This window comes from Photobacterium sp. Alg240-V54 (assembly GCF_900537155.1).
Lineage (GTDB): Bacteria > Pseudomonadota > Gammaproteobacteria > Enterobacterales > Vibrionaceae > Photobacterium.
The window spans coordinates 90381-115387 of the sequence record NZ_UNRL01000001.1; the positions used below are offsets into that span (position 1 = coordinate 90381).

23 protein-coding genes are annotated in these 25007 nt (G+C 37.7%); 13 read left to right on the top strand and 10 right to left on the bottom strand.

Features of this window, described 5'->3' with window-relative positions; genetic code table 11:
• Positions 1 to 320: 320 nt before the first annotated feature.
• The gene (locus G6R09_RS00470) at positions 321 to 1889 is read right to left on the bottom strand and encodes a phospholipase D family protein (protein WP_240345673.1); all 1569 of its coding nucleotides are present in this window, start codon (positions 1887 to 1889) and stop codon (positions 321 to 323) included.
• Between the two features lie 379 nt (positions 1890 to 2268).
• On the opposite strand from G6R09_RS00470, the gene pflB reads away from it, so the two are divergent.
• Both pflB and G6R09_RS00480 read left to right on the top strand, forming a co-directional pair.
• Complete coding sequence (gene pflB, locus G6R09_RS00475) at positions 2269 to 4566, top strand: formate C-acetyltransferase (protein WP_163919989.1); 2298 nt, start codon at positions 2269 to 2271, stop codon at positions 4564 to 4566.
• A 267-nt stretch (positions 4567 to 4833) separates the two neighbouring features.
• Positions 4834 to 6309 carry a DASS family sodium-coupled anion symporter gene (locus tag G6R09_RS00480; protein ID WP_065176458.1) on the top strand — a complete coding sequence of 492 codons (1476 nt, stop codon included), beginning with the start codon at positions 4834 to 4836 and terminating at the stop codon, positions 6307 to 6309.
• An 82-nt stretch (positions 6310 to 6391) separates the two neighbouring features.
• On the opposite strand, the gene G6R09_RS00485 is transcribed toward G6R09_RS00480, so the two are convergent.
• Positions 6392 to 7405, bottom strand: coding sequence for a methylenetetrahydrofolate reductase (locus tag G6R09_RS00485; protein ID WP_065167559.1), 1014 nt, complete (start codon positions 7403 to 7405; stop codon positions 6392 to 6394).
• 376 nt (positions 7406 to 7781) lie between these two features.
• On the opposite strand from G6R09_RS00485, the gene G6R09_RS00490 reads away from it, so the two are divergent.
• The 3 genes from G6R09_RS00490 (at position 7782) to G6R09_RS00500 (ending at position 9179) form a co-directional block, all read left to right on the top strand.
• Positions 7782 to 8363 (top strand): DUF1471 domain-containing protein, encoded by a 582-nt coding sequence (locus G6R09_RS00490; RefSeq protein ID WP_163919994.1) that lies wholly within the window; start codon positions 7782 to 7784, stop codon positions 8361 to 8363.
• 181 nt (positions 8364 to 8544) lie between these two features.
• Positions 8545 to 8901 carry a YibL family ribosome-associated protein gene (locus G6R09_RS00495; protein WP_065167561.1) on the top strand — a complete coding sequence of 119 codons (357 nt, stop codon included), beginning with the start codon at positions 8545 to 8547 and terminating at the stop codon, positions 8899 to 8901.
• Positions 8902 to 9071: 170 nt separating this feature from the next.
• The gene (locus tag G6R09_RS00500) at positions 9072 to 9179 is read left to right on the top strand and encodes a 3-ketoacyl-ACP reductase (RefSeq protein WP_107204498.1); all 108 of its coding nucleotides are present in this window, start codon (positions 9072 to 9074) and stop codon (positions 9177 to 9179) included.
• Here G6R09_RS00500 and G6R09_RS00505 read toward each other — a convergent pair whose 3' ends face one another.
• The 3 genes from G6R09_RS00505 to G6R09_RS00515 all read right to left on the bottom strand — a co-directional run bounded on the left by G6R09_RS00505 (position 9180) and on the right by G6R09_RS00515 (position 11689).
• Positions 9180 to 9938, bottom strand: coding sequence for an SDR family oxidoreductase (locus tag G6R09_RS00505; RefSeq protein WP_065167563.1), 759 nt, complete (start codon positions 9936 to 9938; stop codon positions 9180 to 9182).
• A gap of 105 nt (positions 9939 to 10043) precedes the next feature.
• Positions 10044 to 11243 (bottom strand): enoyl-CoA hydratase/isomerase family protein, encoded by a 1200-nt coding sequence (locus G6R09_RS00510; RefSeq protein ID WP_163919996.1) that lies wholly within the window; start codon positions 11241 to 11243, stop codon positions 10044 to 10046.
• 164 nt (positions 11244 to 11407) lie between these two features.
• The gene (locus tag G6R09_RS00515) at positions 11408 to 11689 is read right to left on the bottom strand and encodes a hypothetical protein (RefSeq protein ID WP_065167565.1); all 282 of its coding nucleotides are present in this window, start codon (positions 11687 to 11689) and stop codon (positions 11408 to 11410) included.
• 255 nt (positions 11690 to 11944) lie between these two features.
• Here G6R09_RS00515 and G6R09_RS00520 point away from each other — a divergent pair, with 255 nt between their 5' ends.
• Positions 11945 to 13051 (top strand): hypothetical protein, encoded by a 1107-nt coding sequence (locus tag G6R09_RS00520; RefSeq protein WP_240345674.1) that lies wholly within the window; start codon positions 11945 to 11947, stop codon positions 13049 to 13051.
• 69 nt (positions 13052 to 13120) lie between these two features.
• On the opposite strand, the gene G6R09_RS00525 is transcribed toward G6R09_RS00520, so the two are convergent.
• Both G6R09_RS00525 and G6R09_RS00530 read right to left on the bottom strand, forming a co-directional pair.
• A complete protein-coding gene (locus G6R09_RS00525) occupies positions 13121 to 13474 on the bottom strand; it encodes a hypothetical protein (protein WP_163919998.1) in 354 nt (117 codons plus the stop codon).
• Between the two features lie 121 nt (positions 13475 to 13595).
• Positions 13596 to 14066 carry a hypothetical protein gene (locus G6R09_RS00530; protein WP_065167567.1) on the bottom strand — a complete coding sequence of 157 codons (471 nt, stop codon included), beginning with the start codon at positions 14064 to 14066 and terminating at the stop codon, positions 13596 to 13598.
• A gap of 312 nt (positions 14067 to 14378) precedes the next feature.
• Here G6R09_RS00530 and G6R09_RS00535 point away from each other — a divergent pair, with 312 nt between their 5' ends.
• Positions 14379 to 16034: a P-loop NTPase fold protein gene (locus G6R09_RS00535; protein WP_163920000.1), complete on the top strand. Its 1656-nt coding sequence runs from the start codon at positions 14379 to 14381 to the stop codon at positions 16032 to 16034.
• Positions 16035 to 16098: 64 nt separating this feature from the next.
• Positions 16099 to 17127: a RhuM family protein gene (rhuM, locus tag G6R09_RS00540; protein ID WP_163920002.1), complete on the top strand. Its 1029-nt coding sequence runs from the start codon at positions 16099 to 16101 to the stop codon at positions 17125 to 17127.
• A gap of 293 nt (positions 17128 to 17420) precedes the next feature.
• Here rhuM and ppiC read toward each other — a convergent pair whose 3' ends face one another.
• On the bottom strand, positions 17421 to 17702 hold the full coding sequence (ppiC, locus tag G6R09_RS00545) for a peptidylprolyl isomerase PpiC (RefSeq protein WP_060997947.1): 282 nt from the start codon (positions 17700 to 17702) through the stop codon (positions 17421 to 17423).
• 566 nt (positions 17703 to 18268) lie between these two features.
• Here ppiC and G6R09_RS00550 point away from each other — a divergent pair.
• The 3 genes from G6R09_RS00550 to G6R09_RS00560 are packed head-to-tail and all read left to right on the top strand — an operon-like array spanning position 18269 to position 20602.
• The gene (locus tag G6R09_RS00550; RefSeq protein ID WP_065167569.1) at positions 18269 to 18619 is read left to right on the top strand and encodes a PepSY domain-containing protein; all 351 of its coding nucleotides are present in this window, start codon (positions 18269 to 18271) and stop codon (positions 18617 to 18619) included.
• Positions 18616 to 19275, top strand: coding sequence for a response regulator transcription factor (locus G6R09_RS00555; protein WP_065167570.1), 660 nt, complete (start codon positions 18616 to 18618; stop codon positions 19273 to 19275). Before G6R09_RS00550 ends, G6R09_RS00555 begins: the two co-directional genes overlap by 4 nt.
• On the top strand, positions 19265 to 20602 hold the full coding sequence (locus tag G6R09_RS00560; RefSeq protein WP_065167571.1) for an ATP-binding protein: 1338 nt from the start codon (positions 19265 to 19267) through the stop codon (positions 20600 to 20602). The genes G6R09_RS00555 and G6R09_RS00560 overlap by 11 nt, the downstream gene beginning before the upstream one ends.
• Before the next feature lie 84 nt (positions 20603 to 20686).
• On the opposite strand, the gene G6R09_RS00565 is transcribed toward G6R09_RS00560, so the two are convergent.
• Entirely contained in the window at positions 20687 to 20980 is a 294-nt protein-coding gene (locus G6R09_RS00565; RefSeq protein WP_065167572.1) for a hypothetical protein, read from the bottom strand.
• Positions 20981 to 21232: 252 nt separating this feature from the next.
• Here G6R09_RS00565 and ltaE point away from each other — a divergent pair, with 252 nt between their 5' ends.
• The gene (gene ltaE, locus G6R09_RS00570) at positions 21233 to 22237 is read left to right on the top strand and encodes a low-specificity L-threonine aldolase (protein WP_202906638.1); all 1005 of its coding nucleotides are present in this window, start codon (positions 21233 to 21235) and stop codon (positions 22235 to 22237) included.
• Positions 22238 to 22449: 212 nt separating this feature from the next.
• Positions 22450 to 22911 carry a hypothetical protein gene (locus G6R09_RS00575; RefSeq protein ID WP_163920003.1) on the top strand — a complete coding sequence of 154 codons (462 nt, stop codon included), beginning with the start codon at positions 22450 to 22452 and terminating at the stop codon, positions 22909 to 22911.
• A 10-nt stretch (positions 22912 to 22921) separates the two neighbouring features.
• On the opposite strand, the gene G6R09_RS00580 is transcribed toward G6R09_RS00575, so the two are convergent.
• Positions 22922 to 24628 carry an SgrR family transcriptional regulator gene (locus G6R09_RS00580; RefSeq protein WP_163920005.1) on the bottom strand — a complete coding sequence of 569 codons (1707 nt, stop codon included), beginning with the start codon at positions 24626 to 24628 and terminating at the stop codon, positions 22922 to 22924.
• Positions 24629 to 25007: the final 379 nt, after the last annotated feature.

Here is a 25007-nt window from a genome sequence, read left to right on the forward strand (position 1 = left end):
GTCAACATTTAAAGCAATATGTTCTAAAAATCATCAATTCTTGATAATAATTGCCATTATAAAACCATCAAAAGTAAAAAATATCCCCCAAAATAAGATTAAACAGCATGCACATACTATTCAATTTCAGGGTGTTTTTTACTGGTAAATTTAAATTCTTAATACACAGCTTAAACTCTGCCATAAGGGATAAAATCAGAGTTATACGCCATCATAATAAAAGAACGAAATATAGTTATTAACGCTAGGAGTATTCAAATTTTGATGCGTGGTATCGGAATAAAAACAACGGCTATTAGTATGTATGAAAGAACAATCAATTATAATAAAAAATTAAACATCCATGACGGCAACCACATGTATTTCATTTTAGTAAGATCAGGATCTCCAGCACCATAAACATTAACTTTATTACCTTCATGATCGGTTGCTTCATTCTCGGCAACAATTTTATAGCCTTGCTGAGCCCGTGAGAGGATACTACTTTCCACGGCTTGAACCAGTTCATCATTACCCTTACAAAATAACCCCATTTCAGTATTATAATGATTAGAGCGGTTATCAATATTATACGTACCCACCATCACCTCATTGCCAAGGCTGCGTTTATAAATCTGAGTTTTTGCGTGCATGCCCCATCTCGCTTGTTTTGTTTGAGGATAAACCACATCTGTCTCAGCGATCCACTCACCAGCATGCACATAGGTTGTAATACCTAATTTCTGCCAATCATAAACATGGTGATACAATTGCGCTGCGACATAAGAGGCGTCTGTCGATGACAATGAATTGGTATAAAGAATGAGTTTAACCTGCTTATCTAACATGGTTTGCATGAGATGCTCAGACTTACGGTTATTAAGTAAGTAAGGCGATGCCAAAATAAGTTCTTGATCAACTGACATCACTTTGTCAAAAATCGTCTTACGTAAAAATCGGTAATTATCACTGTATGGATCTTTAAAACGCGTCCAAAATGAGCCACCGGGAGCATCGGTTGTAAAGGTGGTTTCTGGGCATAAATAGCGTTTTTTATGTAATAATAGTGGCCGTGCAATCGCTTCTATTTTAATTCGAGCTGCTTGCTCAACCTCACTAGGCGCTAAAAAATCAGCAACTTGTGCTAATCGTCGTTCATATTTTTGTAATTCAACCCTAAAAGTCGGTTTTTGGGGCGATTGGAAACGTTCACTTATACTGTGTTCATAGTAAGCATCAAACGAATCGGCCATTGCTGCAACAATAGAGCCTTCAACATATAAATCCCGATCAAGAAAATTATAATGCGTAGATAAATCAAAATAATCGTTTTCTATATTGCGCCCACCAGTAATCGCTTCTCGATCATCAACCACCAACAATTTGCGATGATTTCGAAAATTAATCGTTGAAATATAATAAATTGGTGCCGCATTGTAATAACGCACCTCAATATTATATTGCTGCAACGCCTGTGCATAAAACTCATCAAATTCAAATACCGTCGCTGACTTATCAATTAATATTCGAACATTAACACCGCGTTTAGCTGCTGCCACCAACTCACGAACGATAATCTTGCCACTTAAATCAGGCGAAAATATAAAATATTCAACATCAATACTTTGCTGCGCTCGACGAATCATATCAATGCGTAATTGTAGTGCTACCACACCACTGTTTAATACTTGGATTTCATTTCGATAAAGATCGGTATTTGGATCGTAAATATCCACTTTATGATAAGGGTAAGGATTCGTTTTTGATAAGTCGTGATAACTATCAAAGTCTTCGTCCCAATAAACAAGATTACACCCAGCGAGTCCACTAGCAGCGGCGATCACAGGCAAATACATTAACCGATAATACCATCGACACTTGTTACGATTACTGCTTTGGTTCCAATTCATGTGCTCTCCTTCCTTGTTGTCATAAAAACTCATCACTACATCCAGTTATTATTATAACCCCTTCTTATTTTACAACATTTCACCAACAAACATCCGACACCATTAACAAATGCACAGGGCGCATTTAAAAAATGAAAAGCATTCATTTTACTCATGCAGATATTAGTCATACTATGAACTTAAGGCAAACAGGCAGCATATTACGCCTAAGTTAGGTTTGATTTTGCAGCAATAAAAAAAGCCTACTTATTAATATAGAAAGTAATAATCAGCACCTCGATTCAACACTTGTAAGGTTGAATGAACCGTACTCAATCATATAGCGATCAGCCGTAACTGTTGATCACTGCATTCAAATTTTTAGTTAGAGGTAAGTATTATGACAATCCCAACAACTGACATGCTTGAAGCATGGCGCGGCTTTAGTAAAGGTGAATGGCAAACTAGCGTTAATACGCGCGATTTCATTCAAACTAACTACACCCCTTATGAGGGTGATGAGTCTTTCTTAGCCGATGTAACAGATGCGACAACATCATTATGGAATGATGTTATGGAAGGCATCAAGCAAGAAAGCAGCACTCACGCACCAGTTGATTTTGATACTGACTTACCTTCAACAGTTACCTCTCATGGTGCTGGCTATATTAACCAAGATCTTGAAACAATTGTTGGTCTACAAACTGATAAGCCACTAAAACGTGCAATTATCGCCAATGGCGGTATTCGCATGGTGAAAAATTCATGTGAAGTTTACGGTCGTGAATTAGACCCAATGGTTGAAAAAATCTTTACTGATTACCGTAAAACACATAACAAAGCATGTTTTGATTTATACACTAAAGAAATTTTAGCTTGTCGTCGTTCTGGTATTATCACAGGTCTACCTGATGCGTATGGTCGTGGCCGTATTATTGGTGATTACCGTCGCTTAGCACTATACGGTATTGATTTCCTTAAAGCCGATAAATTAGAGCAATATAACTCGACCCAATCTTTCCTTGAACAAGGCCAAGATTTAGAAAAAACCATGCGTCTACGTGAAGAACTTGCTGATCAAGTTCAAGCACTAGAAGATATTCGCACAATGGGCCTTGCATACGGCATTGACATGTCTTTGCCTGCTAAAACAGCACAACAAGCGATTCAGTTTACTTACTTTGGTTACCTTGCTGCCGTTAAATCACAAAATGGCGCTGCAATGTCACTTGGTCGTACTTCAACATTTATTGATGTCTTTGTTGAGCGTGATATTGCTAACGGTTTCATCACCGAGCAACAAGCGCAAGAAATGATCGATCATTTCATCATGAAACTACGTATGGTGCGCTTCTTACGTACACCTGAATACGATTCACTGTTCTCTGGTGACCCTATTTGGGCAACAGAAGCAATGGCAGGTATGGGTGTTGATGGCCGTACTTTAGTTACTAAGACCACATTCCGCTACTTGCATACTTTGCATACAATGGGTCCTGCTCCTGAGCCAAATATGACTATTCTTTGGTCTGAGCAACTGCCTATTGCCTTTAAACAATATGCAGCTAAAGTATCGATTGAAACGTCATCTGTTCAGTACGAAAACGATGACTTAATGCGCCCTGATTTTGACAACGATGATTACGCTATCGCATGCTGTGTGAGCCCACAAATTGTTGGTAAGCACATGCAATTCTTTGGTGCGCGTGCCAACCTTGCTAAAGCACTGCTATATACCATCAATGGCGGTATTGATGAGAAGTCACAAGTACAAGTAGGCCCTCAGGTTGCAAAAATCACTGATGAAGTACTTGATTTTGATACTCTAATGCCTCGTTATGATGCCATGCTTGATTGGTTAGCGACTCAATATGTGACAGCACTAAACATTATCCACTACTCACATGACCGTTACAGCTATGAAGCATCACTTATGGCATTAATGGATCGCGATGTACGCCGTACTATGGCATGTGGTATTGCTGGTCTTTCTGTTGTTGCCGACTCATTAGCTGCCATCAAGTTTGCTAAAGTAACACCGATTCGTGATGAAAATGGCGTTGCTATCGACTTCAACATCGAGGGTGATTACCCTAAATTTGGTAATAATGATGCACGTGTAGATGACATTGCTTGTGATCTTGTTGAACGCTTCATGAAGAAGATTCAAACAATGCACATGTACCGTGAAGCGATTCCAACCCAGTCAATCTTAACCATCACATCTAACGTTGTGTACGGTAAGAAAACAGGTAATACACCTGATGGTCGTCGTGCTGGTATGCCATTTGGTCCTGGTGCTAACCCAATGCATGGTCGTGATGAAAACGGTGCCGTTGCATCACTAACATCTGTATCAAAACTACCCTTTGCTTATGCGAAAGACGGTATTTCTTATACTTTCTCTATTGTTCCAAATGCATTAGGTAAAGATGAAAATACACAAAAGCAAAACCTTGCGGCATTAATGGATGGTTACTTCCACCACGAAGCAGCAGGTACAACCGACGGCATTGAGGGTGGTCAACACCTAAATGTGAATGTTTTAAATCGTGACACATTATTAGATGCTGTTGAACACCCAGAGAAATACCCACAGCTAACCATTCGTGTTTCTGGTTATGCGGTACGTTTTAACTCACTGACTCGTGAACAGCAACAAGATGTAATTACACGTACATTTACTAGCAAGATATAAAGACGATAATAATAACGCTAACTACCAGCAAACAATAACATCCAAACAAAATGGCATGACTACCTAATTTTGTTTGTGCTTTCAACGCCACTTAATCTGTCTCTTTCTGTTTGAAAGTTTTTAAGTGGCGTTTTTTTATTATTTAACACGCTATTTTTGATATGGAATATACATTCAATGATTAATAACCATATCAGTTATTTTTACCGTGAGAATTACTTGAATTTTATATACCATAAAGGAATATAAAATCATAATAAGAACCCAATGAGCGCTATATCACCCAATAAAACGGTTTCATCAGCCAAAGAGCCACTGTTTGCTATCAAAGTTATTCCAGCAGTCTTTATTATATTGCTAAGTACACTTTGTTGGCGCTATATAACCATTCCTATAGAATTAAATATCGCTGCATTTCATACTGCGATTATTTTTATTGCAACGATTGTTGCGATTGTAACTAATATATTGCCCACAGGTGCAGTTGCCGTTATCGGTGTCTCTGCCTATGCGTTACTTCATGCTGGAGGTGAAACATCTGCTAAAGCCGCTATCATGGCAGCGACCAGTAATTTTAATAACGTCCTAATTTGGCTAATAGTGATCGCTTTTATGATTGCACGAGCCTTTGCTAAAACAGGATTAGGAAAACGCATAGCTCTCATTTTATTAAGTTGGTTTGGTCAGTCATCATTACGCATTGCTTACTGTTTAGGCATTGCTGATTTTCTCATCGCACCAGCAACACCCAGTAATACTGCTCGTTCTGCAATTATCTCCCCTATTGCCGATTCACTAGCGAAAGTCATTAATAAAGATGATCATAAGTTGGGTCAATACCTTATTTCTTCGGTAAGCGCAATGAACGATGCTTCAGCTGTAGGTTTTCAAACGGGTTTTGCTGGCAACCTTGCTTTAGTCGGTATTGCCGCTTCGGTTGCAGATATAAATATAACCTTTAGTTACTGGGCGCTGTATTTACTGATGCCTGCTGCCGTTTTACTATTAACCATCCCTTTTATTCTATTTAAGTTTATCAATCCAGAGACCAAGCATACCCCCCAAGCACCAGCTTATGCAAAACAAGCTTTATTGCATTTAGGTCCTGTCAGTGTTGCTGAATGGAAACTCATCGCGGTCTTTATTGGATTAATTGTAATGTGGGTTGGTGGCCAATCGCTCCATTTACATGCAACCACCGCGGCATTTATTGGCTTATCTGCCCTATTAATATTAGGAGTGTTAACCTGGGATGATGTTAAATCAGAAAAAGGGGCTTGGGATACACTGATTTGGTTTGCCGTATTGATGGGCATGGCGAGTCAACTAAAGACACTCGGTTTCACTACATGGGTCGGTCATGGCGTATCGAATTTAATCAGCCAATATATGGGCGATACAAGTCCAACCGTTATTTTAATCGTTATGATGATCTTCTATCTGATCACTGCCTACTTTTTTGCATCTGGTACCGCTAAGGTTGTTGCACTAGGGCCAGTAATCATTGGTTCATTAATCGCATTAGGGGTTAATCCGCTTATTTCCATTTTAGCCGTTGCCGGTATAACCAATATAGGTTGTAACCTCACCACCTATAGCCATGCGCGTAATCCACTGTTAATGGGTTACCAATACCATAATGATAAACAATGGATGACAATCGGTTTGATTATCTCTGGTGGTGGCGCAATTATCTTTATGGCCACTGGCATTATTTGGTGGTCTATTTTAGGCTTAATGTAATCGTATAAAATACTTCGATAAATAAAATCAGCCGCGACAAATACCACTTGCAGCGGCTAATTAATTTCAGCACATCAATCAATTATACAGAGATCAGTTTATTGCGCTGTAAAGTACGAAATTCATGCTTAGCTAAATGGCTGTCCATCGAAGCACGTAACAACTTATACAGTAAAATTGAGCCGTCTATTTCCTCTTTGCGGTTAGTTAAACTTTCAATGTTTAATCCTAACGGAAGATCATATTCAACCACTGCATCTAAAATCTGATTAAGACTGTTACAACACATTTTAATTGATTCATGTAACGGGTTAGAAGCATTAAGAATACGCAAACTGGTTGCTTCTGGCACACTCACTCCAAGCCACTCAATAAACTCTAATGTTTTGGCACTGCCACATGGCGAAAACGTCAATAGAATACGTTGTGGTTTTATTCCATCTTGCTTACACTCAATCGCATAACGCGTCAGAATATCAATGGTTGCTTGAGTGTCGTAAATCGCTTGAGAAATAAAGAAATTACAACCTTGCTGATATTTTTCTATTAAACGGGCATGTTCATTACCTTTTTTAGCATGGCGTTCAGCAATCATTATACCGCCAGTAAAAAAGTTATTGTTATTTTCAGCTAAGGTTTGATAAGCGGCAGATAAGGGTAACGATACCTCATTTTTAGCCGATGGGCTGCCCACCAGCACAATGTCACGAACTTGATACTCATGCCAAGCTTCATTTAACCACTCATCAAATGCATCGGTTTCTGATTGAACAACACTTTTATAAGTAATAACAGGTCGGCCTGTTTTCTTATTTAGTAATGATGAGTAATAGCGTGGATCATGCGTTGATTTAAATGGGAATGGGCGTGGTTTTTGAGTTCGCGAGACTTCATCTTGAATGTCGTAAACAATCAAACCATCAATCGCAAGATCTTTAATACGATTCACTAGACGATCTGCAATGCCCTCTACTTCCTCTAAAGGAGTACTCGTCTTAGGTGGTGTTGTTCCAATAAAATACACGCCACGAGTAATATCGTTATAGCGTACCCGTAGTTCTGATTCTGTTTGTGTTGTTTGATCTAGATTTACCATTAATAATCACTTCCATGTGTTGTAATAGACGGTAAGCAAAGCCGTTATTGATATCCCGCCTACTATGACAAATATTGCTTAATAGTCGCTAAATAACACCGACAACTGCTACATCCTTGGGTTAAAACGGTAACAACGTTCAACCAAATACTAATTACATTGGCATCAAATTAGTTACTTTTTTATAAAAGATTATTTACTTGTACCTAATCAGCACGCAGAAATCAAAATATATTAGTTATATTTTCAATAATATAGTCTTTTCAGCTGCTTTAATTGAGCCATGCGCAATACGCTATTTTTAACTTGTTTCATTGCGATAACAATACCTTTACGTTATATTCCACGGCCATTTCAATAAAGCAGGTTATAAATAATGAAAACGGTTACTCTTTTGATCATCACAAGTCTATTAACCACAGGTTGTGTTACTCGAAAGATCCACGTGTTACCTGAAGCTGATAAGATCACTATGCTATCACCTGCTCTAGCAAAACAAGAACATTGCCAAATCATTGCAACCCACACTATCAAAGATGCTCACCCTAATAATGTTGATCGCGAGCTGAAAAATACCACCTTTATTAAAGGTGGTAATCATTACGCTATTGTTAACGTACTCGATACGCGTCGCTCTCGTCCAAGTAGCGTAGTTGCCGAAATATATAACTGCACCAATACCACTGAGGTAAATAACAATCATGCGATTCTGCCAGGAGCTGAAATTGTACTTCCACTACGTATTAGTGAAACAGAAGCAAACGCATGTCGCTTACTCAATACCGAGGTCGTAAAAAGCACTAATCCTAATAATCTGCAGACACAAATAGCAAACCAAACTTATATGCTTGGTGGTAACCGTTTTCATATAACTCAAGTAATTGAAATGAAGAACGATCTGCCGTCATCTGTTGTAATTGATGCTTATCGTTGTAAAACAACAACCATTACTAATTAGCTATATAACTAAACTGTAAATGTGGCATATATACCGATAAAAATGTAATTTATAACAAAAATAGTTGCTGGATAGCGATCCCGTTAGCAAAAATTTAATGTATACTAGCGGCAACTCAATACCTATTCATCGTAAACACTACGATTTAGTGTATTGCGAGTGTAAATACAAAGGTAATGACATGAATTTAAACGAAGAGCTTCAAAATCTTAATAACCGTATGGACAAGTGCCAGCGTAAACTTGCTGCTGCTATTCAACGTGATGATAAAGTTATCATCAAGCAGTTTAAAGATGAGCTTCTTAGCCTAAACAAAAAAGCGCAGAACGTTAAACACCGTAAGTCAGCAGAAGTGAGTGGCAAAAGTAAAGATGTTAAATCTCTTGCTTTCAATCGCGTGTTAACTAAAGCTGAACAAGCAGATATGGGTAAGCTGAAAAAATCAGTTAAAGACCTTGTCGTTGTTCACCCGATGACAGCATTAGGCCGTAGCATGGGCATTAAAGCAGTTACAGGCTACGCACCAAAAGCATTCTAATTATTGCTTAGTCACATTATTGACTAAACAAATATGGCCGAATCGGCATAAAAAGATCGTCTGATGACGATCTTTTTTTATGTAAAAAAAACAGAAAACCTCAACATTAGCGCTCATTGGTGCTAAATATGAGGTAAAATCTATTCTTTAATTGCTACTTGGACTTACCAATGGAAAAATTAATGCCGTATATGGCAAAATTCGCGTTTGGTCTATCAATGCTCATGTTTGTTGTTGGTGGCGTTTTAGCATTAGTTGCATTGTATAACCACGTTTGATTACAACCGTAACCCGCCATCAATTTCAAGTACCCTGCCGGTGAAATAATCATTTTCAATAATGTATCTCACCGAATGGGCAATCTCGGTTGGCTCGCCCAAACGCGCTAGTGGTACCATCGATAGCATTTGCTCAAGTTTGTCATCATTAATTTGCATTGCCATTGGCGTATCAATAAGGCCCGGCGCAATAGCGGCTACACGAATACCGTATTGGCCTAACTCTCTCGCCCAGCCAACCGCCATCGTGGTTACCGCAGCTTTAGAAGCCGCATAGTTTGTTTGACCGATATTTCCGGCGCGAGCAGCACTTGAAATATTAATAATAACGCCTTTAGTTTCATTCTCAATCATCCATTTAGCTGCTTCTCTACCACATAAGAATGTACCGGTTACATTAACATCCATCACGGTTTGAAACTGTTCTAAAGACATTTTACTGATACCTGTTGGGCTCTTTTGCACCAATAAGCCATCATCAAGGATCCCAGCATTATTAATCAGTACATCAATATGCTCAAAATCTTCAATAATATTCAAAAAAGCTTGTTCAACTTCAGCTTCATTAGTGACATCTGCTTCATAAATATGTGCCATGCTGTTTAGCATATGGCATTGATCTTGTGTTTTACGTAATCCCGCCGTATTCACATCAATTAAAGCAAGTTGTGCTCCCATCTGCGCAAGCGTCACCGCCATCATTTGGCCAAGCCCTTGACCGGCTCCTGTAATGACAACAACACTATTATCAATGTTCACGTTAATTTGCTCCTAAACCTGTTTATAAAATATTCTAAAGACACTGATTAACATTACTAACGACAAAAACAGAGAAAACACAACACCGTTTAATTCTGGTTATAATTAGACTAAATCAGCTAATGGATTTTGTTGCTGGTGCCATAAAGGTGTAAATAAACAATCCACCAGACGTGTATCTACGTCCGAAAGCGTTTTATATAACCATTTTGGCTGATTATCTTTATCAATAAGTCGTGCTCTAACACCCTCTTGAAACTCTCCTATCAAACCGCATCGAACAGACAGTGATAACTCCATTAAGAAGCAATCAGCCAAACTTGCTTGTTGATAGTGCTGCATTTGATGGAAACAAACATGGGCGGATAATGGACAGCCTTCATTCAAAGTTTGCTTTGCATTTTCAAGCCAAGTTCCCATACCTGAAATAGCCTTAATTTGCTCATAAACAATATCAACTGTTGGCGCAACACAGGCCGCTTGAATTTGAGCGAAATACGGGATCATTTCACTTGGTGGACGTTGTTTTTCTGAATCTGTTGCTATTGCAGTCAAAATTTCAGTAACAACAGTGCCAACACGCTCTTGTGCAATATTCTGCCAAGGATAATGTTTTAGCTGCTTAATTAAACGTTCACGATCTTTATCCACAATGAGATGATCTGCCATAGCAAGATCTAACGCATCACTGGCATTAACATCGGCTCCTGTTAGACCAAGAAATAAACCAATCCCAGCAGGCAACTGATTTAAAAACCATGTCGCACCAACATCAGGATAAAGACCAATCTTCATTTCTGGCATCGCAAGGGAAGCTGAAGGTGTCACAATACGATGACTTGCCCCAATAAATAATCCTAGTCCGCCTCCCATAATTAAGCCATTTCCCCAAGCAATAATAGGCTTAGGATAATGATGAATTAAATAATCACAGCTATATTCAAGTGTAAAATAATCAATTAAAAATGGCTTAGCTAAATAACTTTGTTCATTATTAGTACGCTGAATATAATCATCCGTTGTCGCAGCAATACTCTGATTAACCGCCGTTACAGCAGGGTCATTTTCTAATGCATAATAAAGCGCGCGAATATCAGCACCACAACAAAATGCCTTTTCACCAGCGGCTTGAATAATGACACTCACTATATTTTCATCATGTTGCCAATGTAATAACTGCTGCTGAATCGTTTTTAGCATCGTCAAGGTTAACGCATTGAGTGATGATGTATTATCTAACTCCAATACACCTATTGCATGCCCACTACCACAACGAATTTCAAGTATATTTACTGTTCCAGTCATCCATAAACCTCTCAATAAGAATCCATTTATTTAGCAATAATATGCTCTTTATAGCCTCTCGCTTACTTATTGTTAATAAAAAGTGTTGAAAACAGAGTTTCCAGTTTTATAACAATGACATTTATTACTAACATATCGCTTCTATAAAGCTATCATGATACACATTAACAATCACTATCATGGCGAATACGAATCTCAGCCTCAAGTTCAGTTACCGCCTCCCATAACGATTTTTCACGTATTCGCTGACGCTCTAAATTAGTATTAATACCATCAATAATATTTTGCTCCATCGGACCTAAATAATTATCTGCGGTATCAGCAATAATAACGCGAAATTCTTCCATCGTCGGTAAGCGGTTATTAGACTCTTCAAAATCATCAAAGATAGCATTCACTTTTCCCGACATTTCTTGTTTGATATTTTTAAATTCTGAATTATCCATATCACCCTCCAGTAAAACCACAATAATGATAGTCAACAATGATGTTCAAAAAGCGATTGTTCTGTCTTATTTATTGTATTAACCTCTCAAAAATAAACTACAAATATAAAATGTTATTCTTATCAATTAACACAATAAATATAACTATATTCATCTACACTGTAGCTATTAATTATTAATTTCTTAATCAGTATAGTTGTCATACATGATATAAAAATTAAATTTAAGCGATAAAAGTAAGGATATAAGACTGCATTGAATACTTTTAATAACATTATTATCTATTACCTTTCTTTGCCATTATGCTTTTGCTATACGGCGACTATTGATGCAGCAACGATAACGCCCAAAAGTGACACTGTAACTAGTGAGCCATCGCATAGCCTACCAGCTAACAATGATAACGCTGATAATAACCCACAAACGATGCAGCAATGGATAGATAGTTCTCAACAATCTATTTGTGACTCAGTACATGACATTGGAAAATATATTGATCACAGCCTTACCAAAGAAGAAGATAAAGCGATCCTGACTAACCGCAGCTATCTTCGTATTCGCCATCGAGCAGTCTATTCCCACCGAGGAAAACTAGAAAATGACTTCAAGGTCTACTTTAAACTCGATTTACCACATGTTAAACGTGATTGGAAAGTGATCATCGATTCAGAGCCGAGTGATTATGACAGCCTTGAAAGTAAGCAACGCGGGATTGCATCTGGTAGTAAAACTCAAACAGGCAATACTATTGGCGGATTTAGGTTACAAGATGCACGGTTTGGCAACTGGACATCGGATTTTGATATTGGTGTTAAAATAAAACTCCCGCTTGATCCTTTTACCAAAGCGCGCCTTTCTCGCGTTGATAGCATTAGTCAAAATTGGACTACCCAATTTGACCAAGAAGTCTTCTATTATCATTCAAAAGGGCTTGGCACACTTACTCAAATGAGTGGCTTTTATGCTCTGACGCCTAATCAAAAAAACATATTTAGAACCACAACCAGTGCACAATATTTACAACAAGATGATAAATGGGAACTGGTACAACAATTCAATATTTATCAACGTACTACCGATAAAGATTTATTTGAATATTCAATGGGGATAAGTGCAGATACCGATGAAATAAAAGAAGTGACTAACTATTGGGTTTCTGCAGAATGGAAACGTCGAGTATATAAAAACTGGCTATATCTTGCTGCTCGACCACAGCTTGAATTTCCACGTGATTACAATTATCACGCGAATCTTGGCATTATGCTTGAACTTGAAATGTTCTTCTCTAAAAACCGTAAAATTGATGAATTAGGCCGTTATATTCCAAAACCTGTAAAGCAACGGACCCAAACTCATCAATAATACAAAATATTCTCAACCATAACGTTTAAGCAAAGCGATAACTGAACGACACAATCATTACCACTTAGGTTACTTTTGTTGATGTGAAATTGGCATTGTATCGTTGATTTTTACTGGCCCTAAGCCAACAACACAACGCTTGTAACCTTGCTTCCAACCTTCAACATACCGCATTTTCTCAACCCCTCTCATGTCATCAAGGATCATTTTTGACGGCTGCCATTGATTATTCAGAGCATCTTTACAACCATCATCATAACCATGCTTAATAAATTGTTCAGTGAGCGTTAGTGGCTTGGTGGTCTGAATAGATGTTGTTTTTGGTGTTGGTGTTGGTGTTGTAGAAGACGTCGAAGTTAAAGCTGCTGTACTACAACCCGATAAAAGTGCAACCACACCAACCATCATTAATGAATAACGCATACCTTTCCTTAAACATAAATTTCTATTATTAAGGCTAAGCATACTCTTATATCGCTTAATGGAATATTAATATTGGTTGCGACACGCTGCCACAACCAATTTGACTCGTATCAAGCGAGCTTTACGCGGTTTTTACTTTGTCGACAATAAGGTTATTTACCCACATCACCACAAATAAAACTATCAATGTGCCGATAAACGTTGTCACTCCGTACTGCAAAGACAGCGTACTAAGATCGGTCAAGGTTGATGAAATCAACGCACCTGAAGCAAACTCTGATAACACAATCATGTTAATCACACTTAAACCAGAAAATAAGCTCAGCATGCACAATGTCATCATTGATTGTCTTTTAATAGTAAATAACTTGTTGCTACGGCTACCTTCATACAGCAGTTTTTGTCCTAAAGAATACGATACAAACAATAATAAGGTGCTATATCCAAGCGAAAACATAAAAATAGAAATCGAATACAAGGTTTTACTTGAGCCTAATAAAAAAATAAATTTTGCCGCTTCTAAGGCACTGAAAAAAACAATTGCCGCGAGAGTGTAAAATACGCCTCCACGAATAAGTCGATCTTTGTTCATTGTAATAACCCTACCCAAACATCACTATAAGACAGGTTGACTAAATGCGTTAATTTGGTCTAATCACCCTCGCCTCATTACCGCCACAAAAAAGCGCCTTGTTAAACATTATCACAATCTTATCGATTAGGTGCGGTATAACACTTTAGAACTATGTCAATTTTTCAAACTTTATAAGGTAATGATGATCGCATTCCTTTATTAATCATTCTATTAGTGATAGATATCATATATTGATACAACAAAGCACAACACTCATTTTTATGCACATGGTAAAATAGAAATATATTGCATTCACTAACGACTGTATAAATGACTATCTCCTTTAACTGGTCAGAGCCAGAACTGAACATCGACTCAAAATATGAAACATTCCCAGCAGATCAACTCGACCGCGAGAAATACGCTAATTTTTTGACAACATTCTTAGCTAAACAAGGTTATGACAATGCTCGTGATAATGATCAAAATAAGCGTAATTATGTTCTGAATCTCAATGCTGAATGGGGAGCTGGTAAATCATACTTTCTGAAACGTTGGGCGCATGATTTAAAGGACCACTATCCTGTTGTTTATATCGATGCTTGGAAACAAGATTATTCTGATGACCCGCTGATGACGGTTATATCATCAATGATAAAGCAGTTAAGAACCCAAGCTGGTAAAGATGCTGATAAAGCAATCTTCAAAGTATCGCGTAAGTTTGTTGGGCTATTAAAAGCAGCAGCACCGACTTTAGCGAGAGGAATTGCAACAAAGTATCTTGGTGTTGATCCGTTAAAAATAATGGAGATGGCTGATGATAAAGCAATTGGTGAAAATATTGATAGTGATGGAAAGTCTATTGATATGGGACTTGCAGCTCAAAAAATGGTTGAGCACTTAATCAATGAACATGATTCAAAAGCAACAGCTATTGAGAGTTTGAAACTCAATGTTGAGCAATGGGTAGAAGCTGTCATAGGTAAAAATAATACAAAATCATATCCCGCTTTTATCTTCATTGATGAATTAGACCGCTGTCGTCCAAGCTATGCTGTTGAGATGCTAGAAGCGATTAAGCATATATTTAATATTCCTGGTGTCGTATTTGTTGTTGCTACTGACACAGAGCAATTACAACACGCAGTTAAAGCTATCTATGGCGAAGGATTCAACGCCAAACAGTATCTAGGTCGTTTTTTTAATAGTCGCTATACATTCAAAGCTCCGTCGTATGAAAAGCTGATTAACGTTCATTGTGACATATATAAGTTATCTGATGACTATCTGAAACAAAAAGAAATAATTACTTTCCCAGATTCACTTGATCAGATTCATGATGATAAACGCATAACATTAAAAAATCTGACTGTGGTTTACGATGCATTTAACCTATCAGCAAGACAAGTCATACAAGTTACAGATAGATTGATCGCCACGATAGATAACATGAGTCATGTTCCATGCTTAAATATTGTCTACCTTACATTCCTGTTGTGCTTACGAGAAAAAGATTCAGAAATGTATGATTTAGTTTGCAAAAATAGATTTGACGCTGACGTAAAGATTAATGGTAATACTCGTAAAATAGTACAGCATCTATCATGGGGATATTTGTGGGAAGATAAGAATTTAACACTTAACTTACAGCCTCAATCTATTATTTCAGTCTTCATGAGTGGCACCTCATATGGATCAACAAACACATGGGCAGATGGTATTTATCAATGTAGTTTATTTAGCTTTATTAATGGTATTCATGACTGTTTGCAACAAGTTAAATCTGAACGTGATGTTACTGTAAATAATGAGTATACAACGTATAGTCGCTCCCGTAATGACCAAGGCTCAATGACCGACTATTCAAAGGGTAACTTTTGGGTTAAGCCTGCATTTAATAAACTGACCCCATCTATTGTAGATATATCCTACTACAAAGACTTAGTTGAACTTGCTGCTAATCTTGATCATATAGACGATGAATAACCTTATAGCATCGATAGCCATATCTATGAGCAATGTAATCAACAATTTATCAAAAAGAGATAAAATGAATAATAATGAGTTAATCATCTATACAGATGAAGGTTATGACGCTGAATTAGTTTTAATTGATGGTAAGCCATGGGCGAATCAAGAAACTGTCGCAGAAATTTTCTCAACTACAGTGACAGAATTAGCACCTCTATTACGTGATATTTTCAAATCTCAAGAATTAGACGTTGCTATTCATGCCCAACAACTAAGCATTAATAGTCAAAATGATAAAGACTGGTTCGTAAGTGTTGATGCAATTATCTCTGTTGGTTATCGCATCAATGCACGCAAAGCAACTCAATTTAGGCAATGGTCAACAAATATAATCACCAAATATTTGCGTGATGGCTTTGTACTTAATGAGGATATTCTTAAATCTGATCCTCAAAAGTTAAATGAATTAGCAGCTAAAATTCGAGAACTACGAGCAAATGAAAAGAGTGTTTATGCATCCGTTCGTGAGTGTTTTAAAATTGCAGCAAGCGATTATTCGCCATCGTCAAAAGAGGTCAGATTATTTTATGCTTTGCTTCAAGATAAGTTTCATCACGCAATAACACGAATGTCAGCATCCCAATTGATTTTAGATAGAGCCAATTACAACGACAACAATATGGGTCTTCAAACATTTAAGGGTGCAATTCCTTCAGCGCAAGAAGCACTAATAGGAAAGAATTATCTCAGTGAAATTGAAATGTATAGGATGTATTTAATTTCTGAACAATTCTTACTCTTTGCTGAAACAACAGCACTCAGCAATCAATTTATGACGATGGGTAAGTTACATAAAAAACTAGATGAGCTTCTCATAGTAAATGGATACGAGGTTTTTGATGGGTATGCCGACTCATATAAACAGCAAGCAAAAGAACATGCACAAAGAGAATATGAACGATTTATAGAAATTAAAAAACTTGAGATCCTTGGTCTCAATGTTGACCTTGTATCTTTTGATATGGGTGAATATGATGAATATAAAATAGAAACAGCCAAAATTTCAAAGAGACAGCTAAACAAAGCACTCTCTGTACTACCACATTAAGTTTAATTATACGCTACCTTCTATATGCAATTTATATTGGAGGTAGCTACATTACCCTTTTCAATTTCAATGTTAAATTTACAGCGACCATAAGATTATTTTTTCGTTAAATAATTCACTCATATATGTTTAATTACGCTCAGTAAAATGTGATAGATAATACGAATACAAGCATCACTATAAGACAGGTTGACTAAATGTGTTAATTTGGTCTAATCACCCTCGCCTCATTACCGCTACAAAAAAGCGCCGAATCATCAGCGCCTTATTAAACATTATCACAATCTTATCGATTAAGTGCGGTATAACACTTTGATAATATGGTAACCGAATTTAGTCTTAACTGGACCGATTGGCTCTAGCACTTTACCGCTAAATACTGCTTTATCAAACGCTGGCACCATTGCGCCTTTTTTAAATTCACCTAAATCACCACCTCTTTTACCTGATGGGCAAGTTGAATACTTTTTAGCAAGCGTCTGAAATTTAGCACCTTTTTTAAGCTGCGCAAGAATATCGTCTGCTTGTTCTTTATGTTTTACTAAAATATGGAGTGCTGCTGCTGTTGAAGCCATGCTAATCAACCTATTATCGCTATACTATGAAGGTTTAACTTATGCGGTGATTATCGCATTAGTTATTATAAAACGCTAATGCGAGCGTTATATTGTAACTGTCGCTGAAGGCATAACTTGCCCTAACGACCTCATTATAATCAATTAGTTAATAAACTCGTGAAAACATAAGATATCCTAATTCTATTCTCATGTTAAAAGTTAGCGGATAGTTCATTAGCGCAGTTAAGGTACGACAGAATCGCTTAGTGAACACACATGCAAGAAACATGGGACAACCATAATTTTTAATAAGGATTATCCATAAACTATTCATCCTGTGTTTGTAGGGAATGACGGAATTTGGACGCGGGCATGTATTGTGGCTTAATCAACTTTAGTATTGCTAACTTAATGTATAATAAAACGACTAAACTTAGTCTAGGCATCTTAAAAAGACACTTTTATGCTTTCAGCGACAGTAACTTTAAAAAGCTGAAAAAATTTAAAGGCTTACAAAATAAATAATCTATCTATAATAGGGCTATTCATTTTCCATTCATGGCTACTTAGTTACAGTTATAAATATGAAAAAACATTACAAATATTTATATCTTATTGGATTTATCAGCTTCTTTAGTTATCAGGTGGTTGCCGCGCCGACGACGGATGTTGATGAACATCATGATAATGTTATGGATGCTGTCGCCCAAGGACTGATTCAACCTTTTTCAGCACTACAACATCGAGTCCACCAGCAGCTATTAGCCCGTATTATTCGTGTCGAATTAGATAAAGATGATAATGAATGGATTTACGAATTAAAGCTTATTGATGCTAACAATAATATTATAAAAGTCGAGTATGAAGCCCGTACTCTTAAAATGATAGAAATAAAAGGACGCCACCTTGAAAGTGTCCTTAAGGTTCCAAAATGAAAATTTTAGTCGTTGAAGATGATGTAACATTAGGTGAGCAAATTGTCACCGGTTTAGAGCAAAATGGTTGGGTTGCAGAGCACTCTGCCGATGGTATTGATGCACTTTATCGTGCGACATCTGAACCATGGGATGCAATTGTGCTTGATTTAGGCCTACCTAAACTTGATGGTATCACGGTTTTAAAAGGCATTCGTGAAGAGAACGTTAATTGCCCGGTAGTGATCCTCAGCGCACGTAATGAGCTTACTCAACGTGTTGATGGTTTAAATGCTGGTGCCGATGATTACCTCACTAAACCGTTTCAAATGGTTGAATTAATTGCGCGTGTCCGTGCCCAGTTACGCCGCGCTACAGGTAATGTATCACCAGTCATTCAAGCTGGAGAGTTGAGTTTAGACACGCGTACTTCAAAAGTAACTTGGCAAGATCAAGTGATTGATTTAACAGCTCTTGAGTTTAAAGTATTGTCATATTTAATGCACAATACCGACAAAGTTATCTCTCGAACTGAGTTAGTTGAACATATTTATAAGCAAGATTTCGATCGCGATTCTAATACTATTGAAGTGTTTATTGGCCGTATTCGCCGCAAAATTGGTAATGATGTGATCAAGACAGTACGTGGTCTTGGATATCGTATCAATGCTAACTAATCCAATAAAAAATCGCCAACCAAGTATTCGTAACCGACTGCTGATTGCTGCAGCAGTTTGGTTATTGGCGATTACATTATCCGCCGGTTACCTTGTTCCCTCTTTTATTAAAACCTACTTAATTGAACAAGAAAAATCACAGCTATACCTCTATATGGATCAAATTACCGCACAGGTAGATATTGATAAACACGGTCAATTATTTGTTGATGGCCGCCTATCAAACCCACGCTTTAATTTTCCATACAGTGGTTTATATTGGTCATTAAAACTCAATAAACAAGTTTTACGATCACGCTCATTATGGGATACCACCATCAGAGGCAATGATAAGAAAGGCTTTGAAGGCCCTAATGATCAATCACTTATTGTTGTAAAGCGTAAGTTTAGTTTGCCTGACAGTGATTACCCTATCGAATTATCAGTGGCGGTTAATCAAGACAAACTATTAAAAACACTACAGCAATTAACCCATGGTTTGTGGGTGATTCTGACCATTATGGCAATTGGCATTTTAGCATTAACAACATTGCAAGTGAGTTGGTCGTTATGGCCATTACGTAAACTGCGTAAAAACCTAATTGAAGTACGTGAAGGTCATTCAACCGAGCTTACAGGCCTTTATCCGGTTGAGATCCAGCCCGTTATTGATGATCTAAACGCACTGCTTTTTCATTATCAAGAGTTGTTATTACGGGCAAGAAACCACTCGGGGAATTTATCCCATGCGCTAAAAACTCCAATTGCGATCCTTAATAATGAAGTGTCGTTATTAGATCCAACAACGCAAGCTAAACTCGCTCCTGCATTGCAACAATTGCAGCAACATATTGACTATCATTTAGGTCGTGCACGCATGGCTGGTGCGATGAATATTCTTGCGACTAAAACGGCACTGTCACACCGCATTGATGCAATCTCATTGGCGATGGATAAAGTCTATGCCCATCGTGGCGTGGTGCTGGTGAATGAACTTGATAGCGATGTGGTAATTGCGGTTGAAAAAAGCGATTTAGACGAAATGATCGGTAACTTGATTGAAAATAGCTATAAATGGGCCAATAGTCTCATTCGCGTTTATCAAGAACCCATTGTTGATGGGCATATTGTGCTAGTAATTGAAGATGATGGCCCCGGTATCGCCACTGAAAAGTGCCAGCAAGTGCTAAAACGTGGAGTTCGATTAGATGAGAATACACCAGGTACTGGACTTGGGCTCAATATTGTTAACGAGCTCGCACATAGTTATCGTGGTGATTTAGTCTTAACTCACAGTACACTAGGTGGCTTAAAAGCAATGCTTTATCTACCTATTCCACGAAACTAACATCTAAAACACAAAAAAAGCCCTACAAGGTACGACACTTGTAGGGCTTAATTCGATAACATCGACATATTATTTCCCTAGAACCTACAACGCACGCATCAGAATTTCAAACTCTTCCTGTGCTGATTCAATTAAACATTCAAGCTCTTTGGCATCTTTATTAGTAAGATCTAATTGCCAACAGACCTGCTCTTGTTCACGGCATACTAATAATGTTTTCATGCCTGCTTTGTTAAACCATAATTGTGAAAATTCTGCTTCACATAAAGATTCATCATCAGCAATAATAACTTCTAACTTCCCTGTAGGAATCACTCTTACACAAGCATTACCTTGTTGATTACCACATAACGTAAAATTTCGTTGTTCCACTAGCATTACAGATCTCTCCCTGTTTCTTATAAAATCGAGTGTTGTGCACCCAGCCACATAGCTTTAATAAGTGTAGATTCATAAATTGATGTTAGAGCAGTTTTTATAATTTTTTATCACTCTTTTAATACATTCAATTTCTTATTCATTCATCATTACCCCTATAAAAAGTCACAACTACTATAGATTCTTCAAATAATGGAGTGATATATTAAAAATCTATAATGGAAAAGCCCAATAGGATGATAATAATAAATGATAGATTTTCGCTCAGATACAGTAACTCGCCCATCAGAAAAAATGCGTCAGTTAATGGCATCAGCTGCTGTTGGTGATGATGTTTATGGTGATGACGCAACAGTTAATGATCTTGAACAGTGGGCAGCTGATCGGCATGGCTTTGAGGCAGCAATTTATTGTAGTTCCGGAACGCAAGCTAACTTACTTGCACTGATGGCACATTGTGAGCGTGGTGATGAATACCTTTGTGGCCAACAAGCACACAACTATAAATTTGAAGGTGGCGGTGCGGCTATATTGGGTTCAATCCAGCCTCAACCTTTAGAGAATGATCCCGACGGTAGTATTCCATTTGCGAAACTCAGCGCCGCAATTAAGCCACTCGATCCTCACTTTGCACGCACTAAGCTACTTAGCCTTGAAAATACCATTAACGGTAAAGTGTTACCGCTTACCTATATTCAGCAAGCACGTGAATTTGTTGATCAACACGGCTTACAAATGCACCTAGATGGCGCACGTGTTTATAACGCTGCGGTAGCAATGAATGTTGATATTACAGACATTGTTAAATACTTCGATTCATTTACGATTTGTCTATCAAAAGGCTTAGGCGCACCTATCGGCTCTTTATTATTAGGCGATAAATCCTTAATCGCAAAAGCCCGTCGCTGGCGTAAAGTGCTCGGTGGTGGTATGCGTCAAGCAGGAATTATTGCTGCGGCAGGTAAACTTGCATTAACAGAAAATGTTGAACGTCTTGCTGATGATCACCGCAACGCGCGTTATTTAGCAGAGCAACTAAATAGTGTTGAAGGCTTTAGCGTAAACCTTGATCATATTCAAACCAATATGGCATTTGCTAAAGTAGATCAGCATATCGATCAAGCTCAATTAATCGATACCTTAAAGCAACAAGGCATTTTAATTAGCGGTGGTAATCCAATGCGTTTTGTTACCCATCTCGATGTTTCAACAAATGATATTGATACTTTTATCGCTGCATTAAAAAGTGCTTTATAAACGCTTATAACTGATTAAACGACGAATTAGCCCATATCATTCACTCATAGATATGGGCTTTATGACAAAGATTGATATTCATCACAACCCCATAAACGATATCTAATAATTTTCCCCAAATAGCGCATATCAGCTACGCTTATAAGTACAGGTAACAATAAACAAATCCACCTACAACATAACTGTAACCGCAATCAGCCAAGGACGATGATATGGATAATATACCAGTATGGCTAGCCACAATTAAAGCGTGGTATCGTGAAGACAACCCCAATAATATACCTCCGCTTATTGCTATTATTACCACCACACCATCAGCGATATTTACAATGTCTGAGATCAATAACACCAACGTCCATCAACAAGAAGAAGCCCTTGCGTATTGGCTTGATGGTTGCCAAAAAATCTGTCAGTTTTATCACCATCAACAACCGCAACTTGCCTTTACTTATATTCAACTCCCCTACGCCAAATTACAGGCTTTAGTCTGCGATCCGCTTCAGAGTGCTACCACTAAACGCTGGGGATTAAAAAAACTCGATACCGTTATTGTCACATTACTTGAGTTTTGCCAAAGTCAGCCACAATCACAATGGCAGCAACAAAGCCAAGATTTAATTGATTTGCATGTCACTTTTATGGCAGCTCAGCAACATTTAAATCTTAGGTATTAAGCTGTAACGGTTAGGTATTTTGAGGTTTGCTCCACACCGATTTAAAATCAAACCAACCGAGTAAGTTCGATTCCATCCCTTGTAGCTGGACACTATCATCGACACCTAGCCAGTTATGGAATAAAGGGATCGTTTGTCCGGTTTGCGACAACGTTTGGCCAATAATATCACTGGGAAATGCCCTTTTAGGCGTTGAACGCCATTCACTGATCACCTGCTGCAACTGTTTAAACTCATTAGTAGGCATAACACGTTGAATATGATCAAAATTATGCAGCCATGACAAAATCGCATCACTACGGGTACTACCAAGGCTCATACCATTTAGCCAAATATCAATTTTTTCGACCTGCTTACCAAGAATAATATCTTCATAGCTCAACTCTATGATTTTTAGTCGCATGCCATCTTTGGCTAACAATTTCTCAATCAAATCGGCAACGTAAGGATAAATAGGATGCTCTTGCTGATAAGCCAATGTCACTAGCCTTTTATTTGGAATAACCACAGGCTCAGGCAATTGCTGCGTATGGATCCAACCTGGCAATAAGCCATAAGCATTGAATAATTTAAAATCCCCGACTTGAGTTAAATCCATTTCACGCATCACATTAAGGCTATACAAACGTGACTGAAAATAATTCAACCAATCAGCCTGTTGTGCTAAACCTGAAATACGATTTAATAATAAAAATGTGCAGCCTTGATCCATCGATAGACGTGATGAAATATGAATATTGTGTTCCAACGTGTCGCTGCTTGTAGGCTGTAAATAGCAGGCGGCGAAGCTATTTAAAATCCATACTTCAACGACATCAGTTAACGCTCTAAAACCAAAATATTGCTCAAAAGCTTCCAATTTAAAGCGCTGTTTATCGTTCACCACCACTTTATAAGGCCCTGTACCAATAGGAAAAGTCTCATAATCGGGCAATGATGCATGGTTCGCTGGCTGGATCATGGCATTTGTATTGGCGAGCAAATCAGGAAAGTGATAATCGTCTTGCGATAAATAAAAATCAATAATATTACTAAACGGTGAAGTAACCTCATCAATATGAGCAAACAATGACAATTGCTTTACCTTAGCAAAGGTCGCAAAAATATCGTGGCTATCTAACAAATGCCCATCATGAAAGCGAATTGCAGGTCGAAGGTAGAATCGCCAATGACGTGGTGTAATAGCTTCCCATGTGTGAGCGATATCACCAACAACAGTTCCTTCTTCCCCTTTTTCCTCATTTAGCTGTGTTAATCCGCTAAAAATTTGTCTTACCAAATGTTGCTCTGAACGACGTAATGGCTTTAATGGGGTAATATTTTCAAAGCTGCGATAATAAGGTAAACGAACAATTTGCTTACCTTGATGATGTGAAATACCGAGTTGTTCTTGAATTAATTGCACCAGTTTTTCAGCATTATGATCTAAGGTAACTAACGCTGGTTCCAGCTTCCCTTCTGCCACTAATTTTCGCGCATGATTAAGCTGTAACTCACTGTCTGTGTTATTAAAAATAAGTCGAGATTGTTTTCCTCGCCCCACTGCAGGTTGCCAATCGATCCAACCTTCAGACACCATTTTATTGATCACCATGCGTACGTTACGTCGAGTACAAAATAAGACTTCTGCAATATCTTGCAAATTAGTCTCAATGCTATCGCCGCCGAAGTGATTATAAAGACGCTGAAATTGCAATTTAAGCCGTTGACCACTCATAAAAGGGGAACCTTATTTATTAATTTATGCTCTTTTAACTTTTCTACTTTAACTTAAAATAGGCATTGTCAAAACAAAAACGTACGACTACAGAGTAAAAATACACATGCTTACTTTACGGCGTTAATGTACTGACAAGGTTAATGAACATTGTCTTTAATAAGTTCCCCCAACATATTATGACTCCTGAGTGATCATTAATAACGCTGGCTGATGTAATACCCATATGATATCAGCCAGTTTTCCTCTTTTAAGACTCAGTACTGTTCCAATACCACCCGCATTACGTCTTTATTTGATGATTTAAGTTACATACAGATAAAAATATACTCATAAAATGATTATCACCACCCCCTAAGCCATTCATTAACCTCAGTGT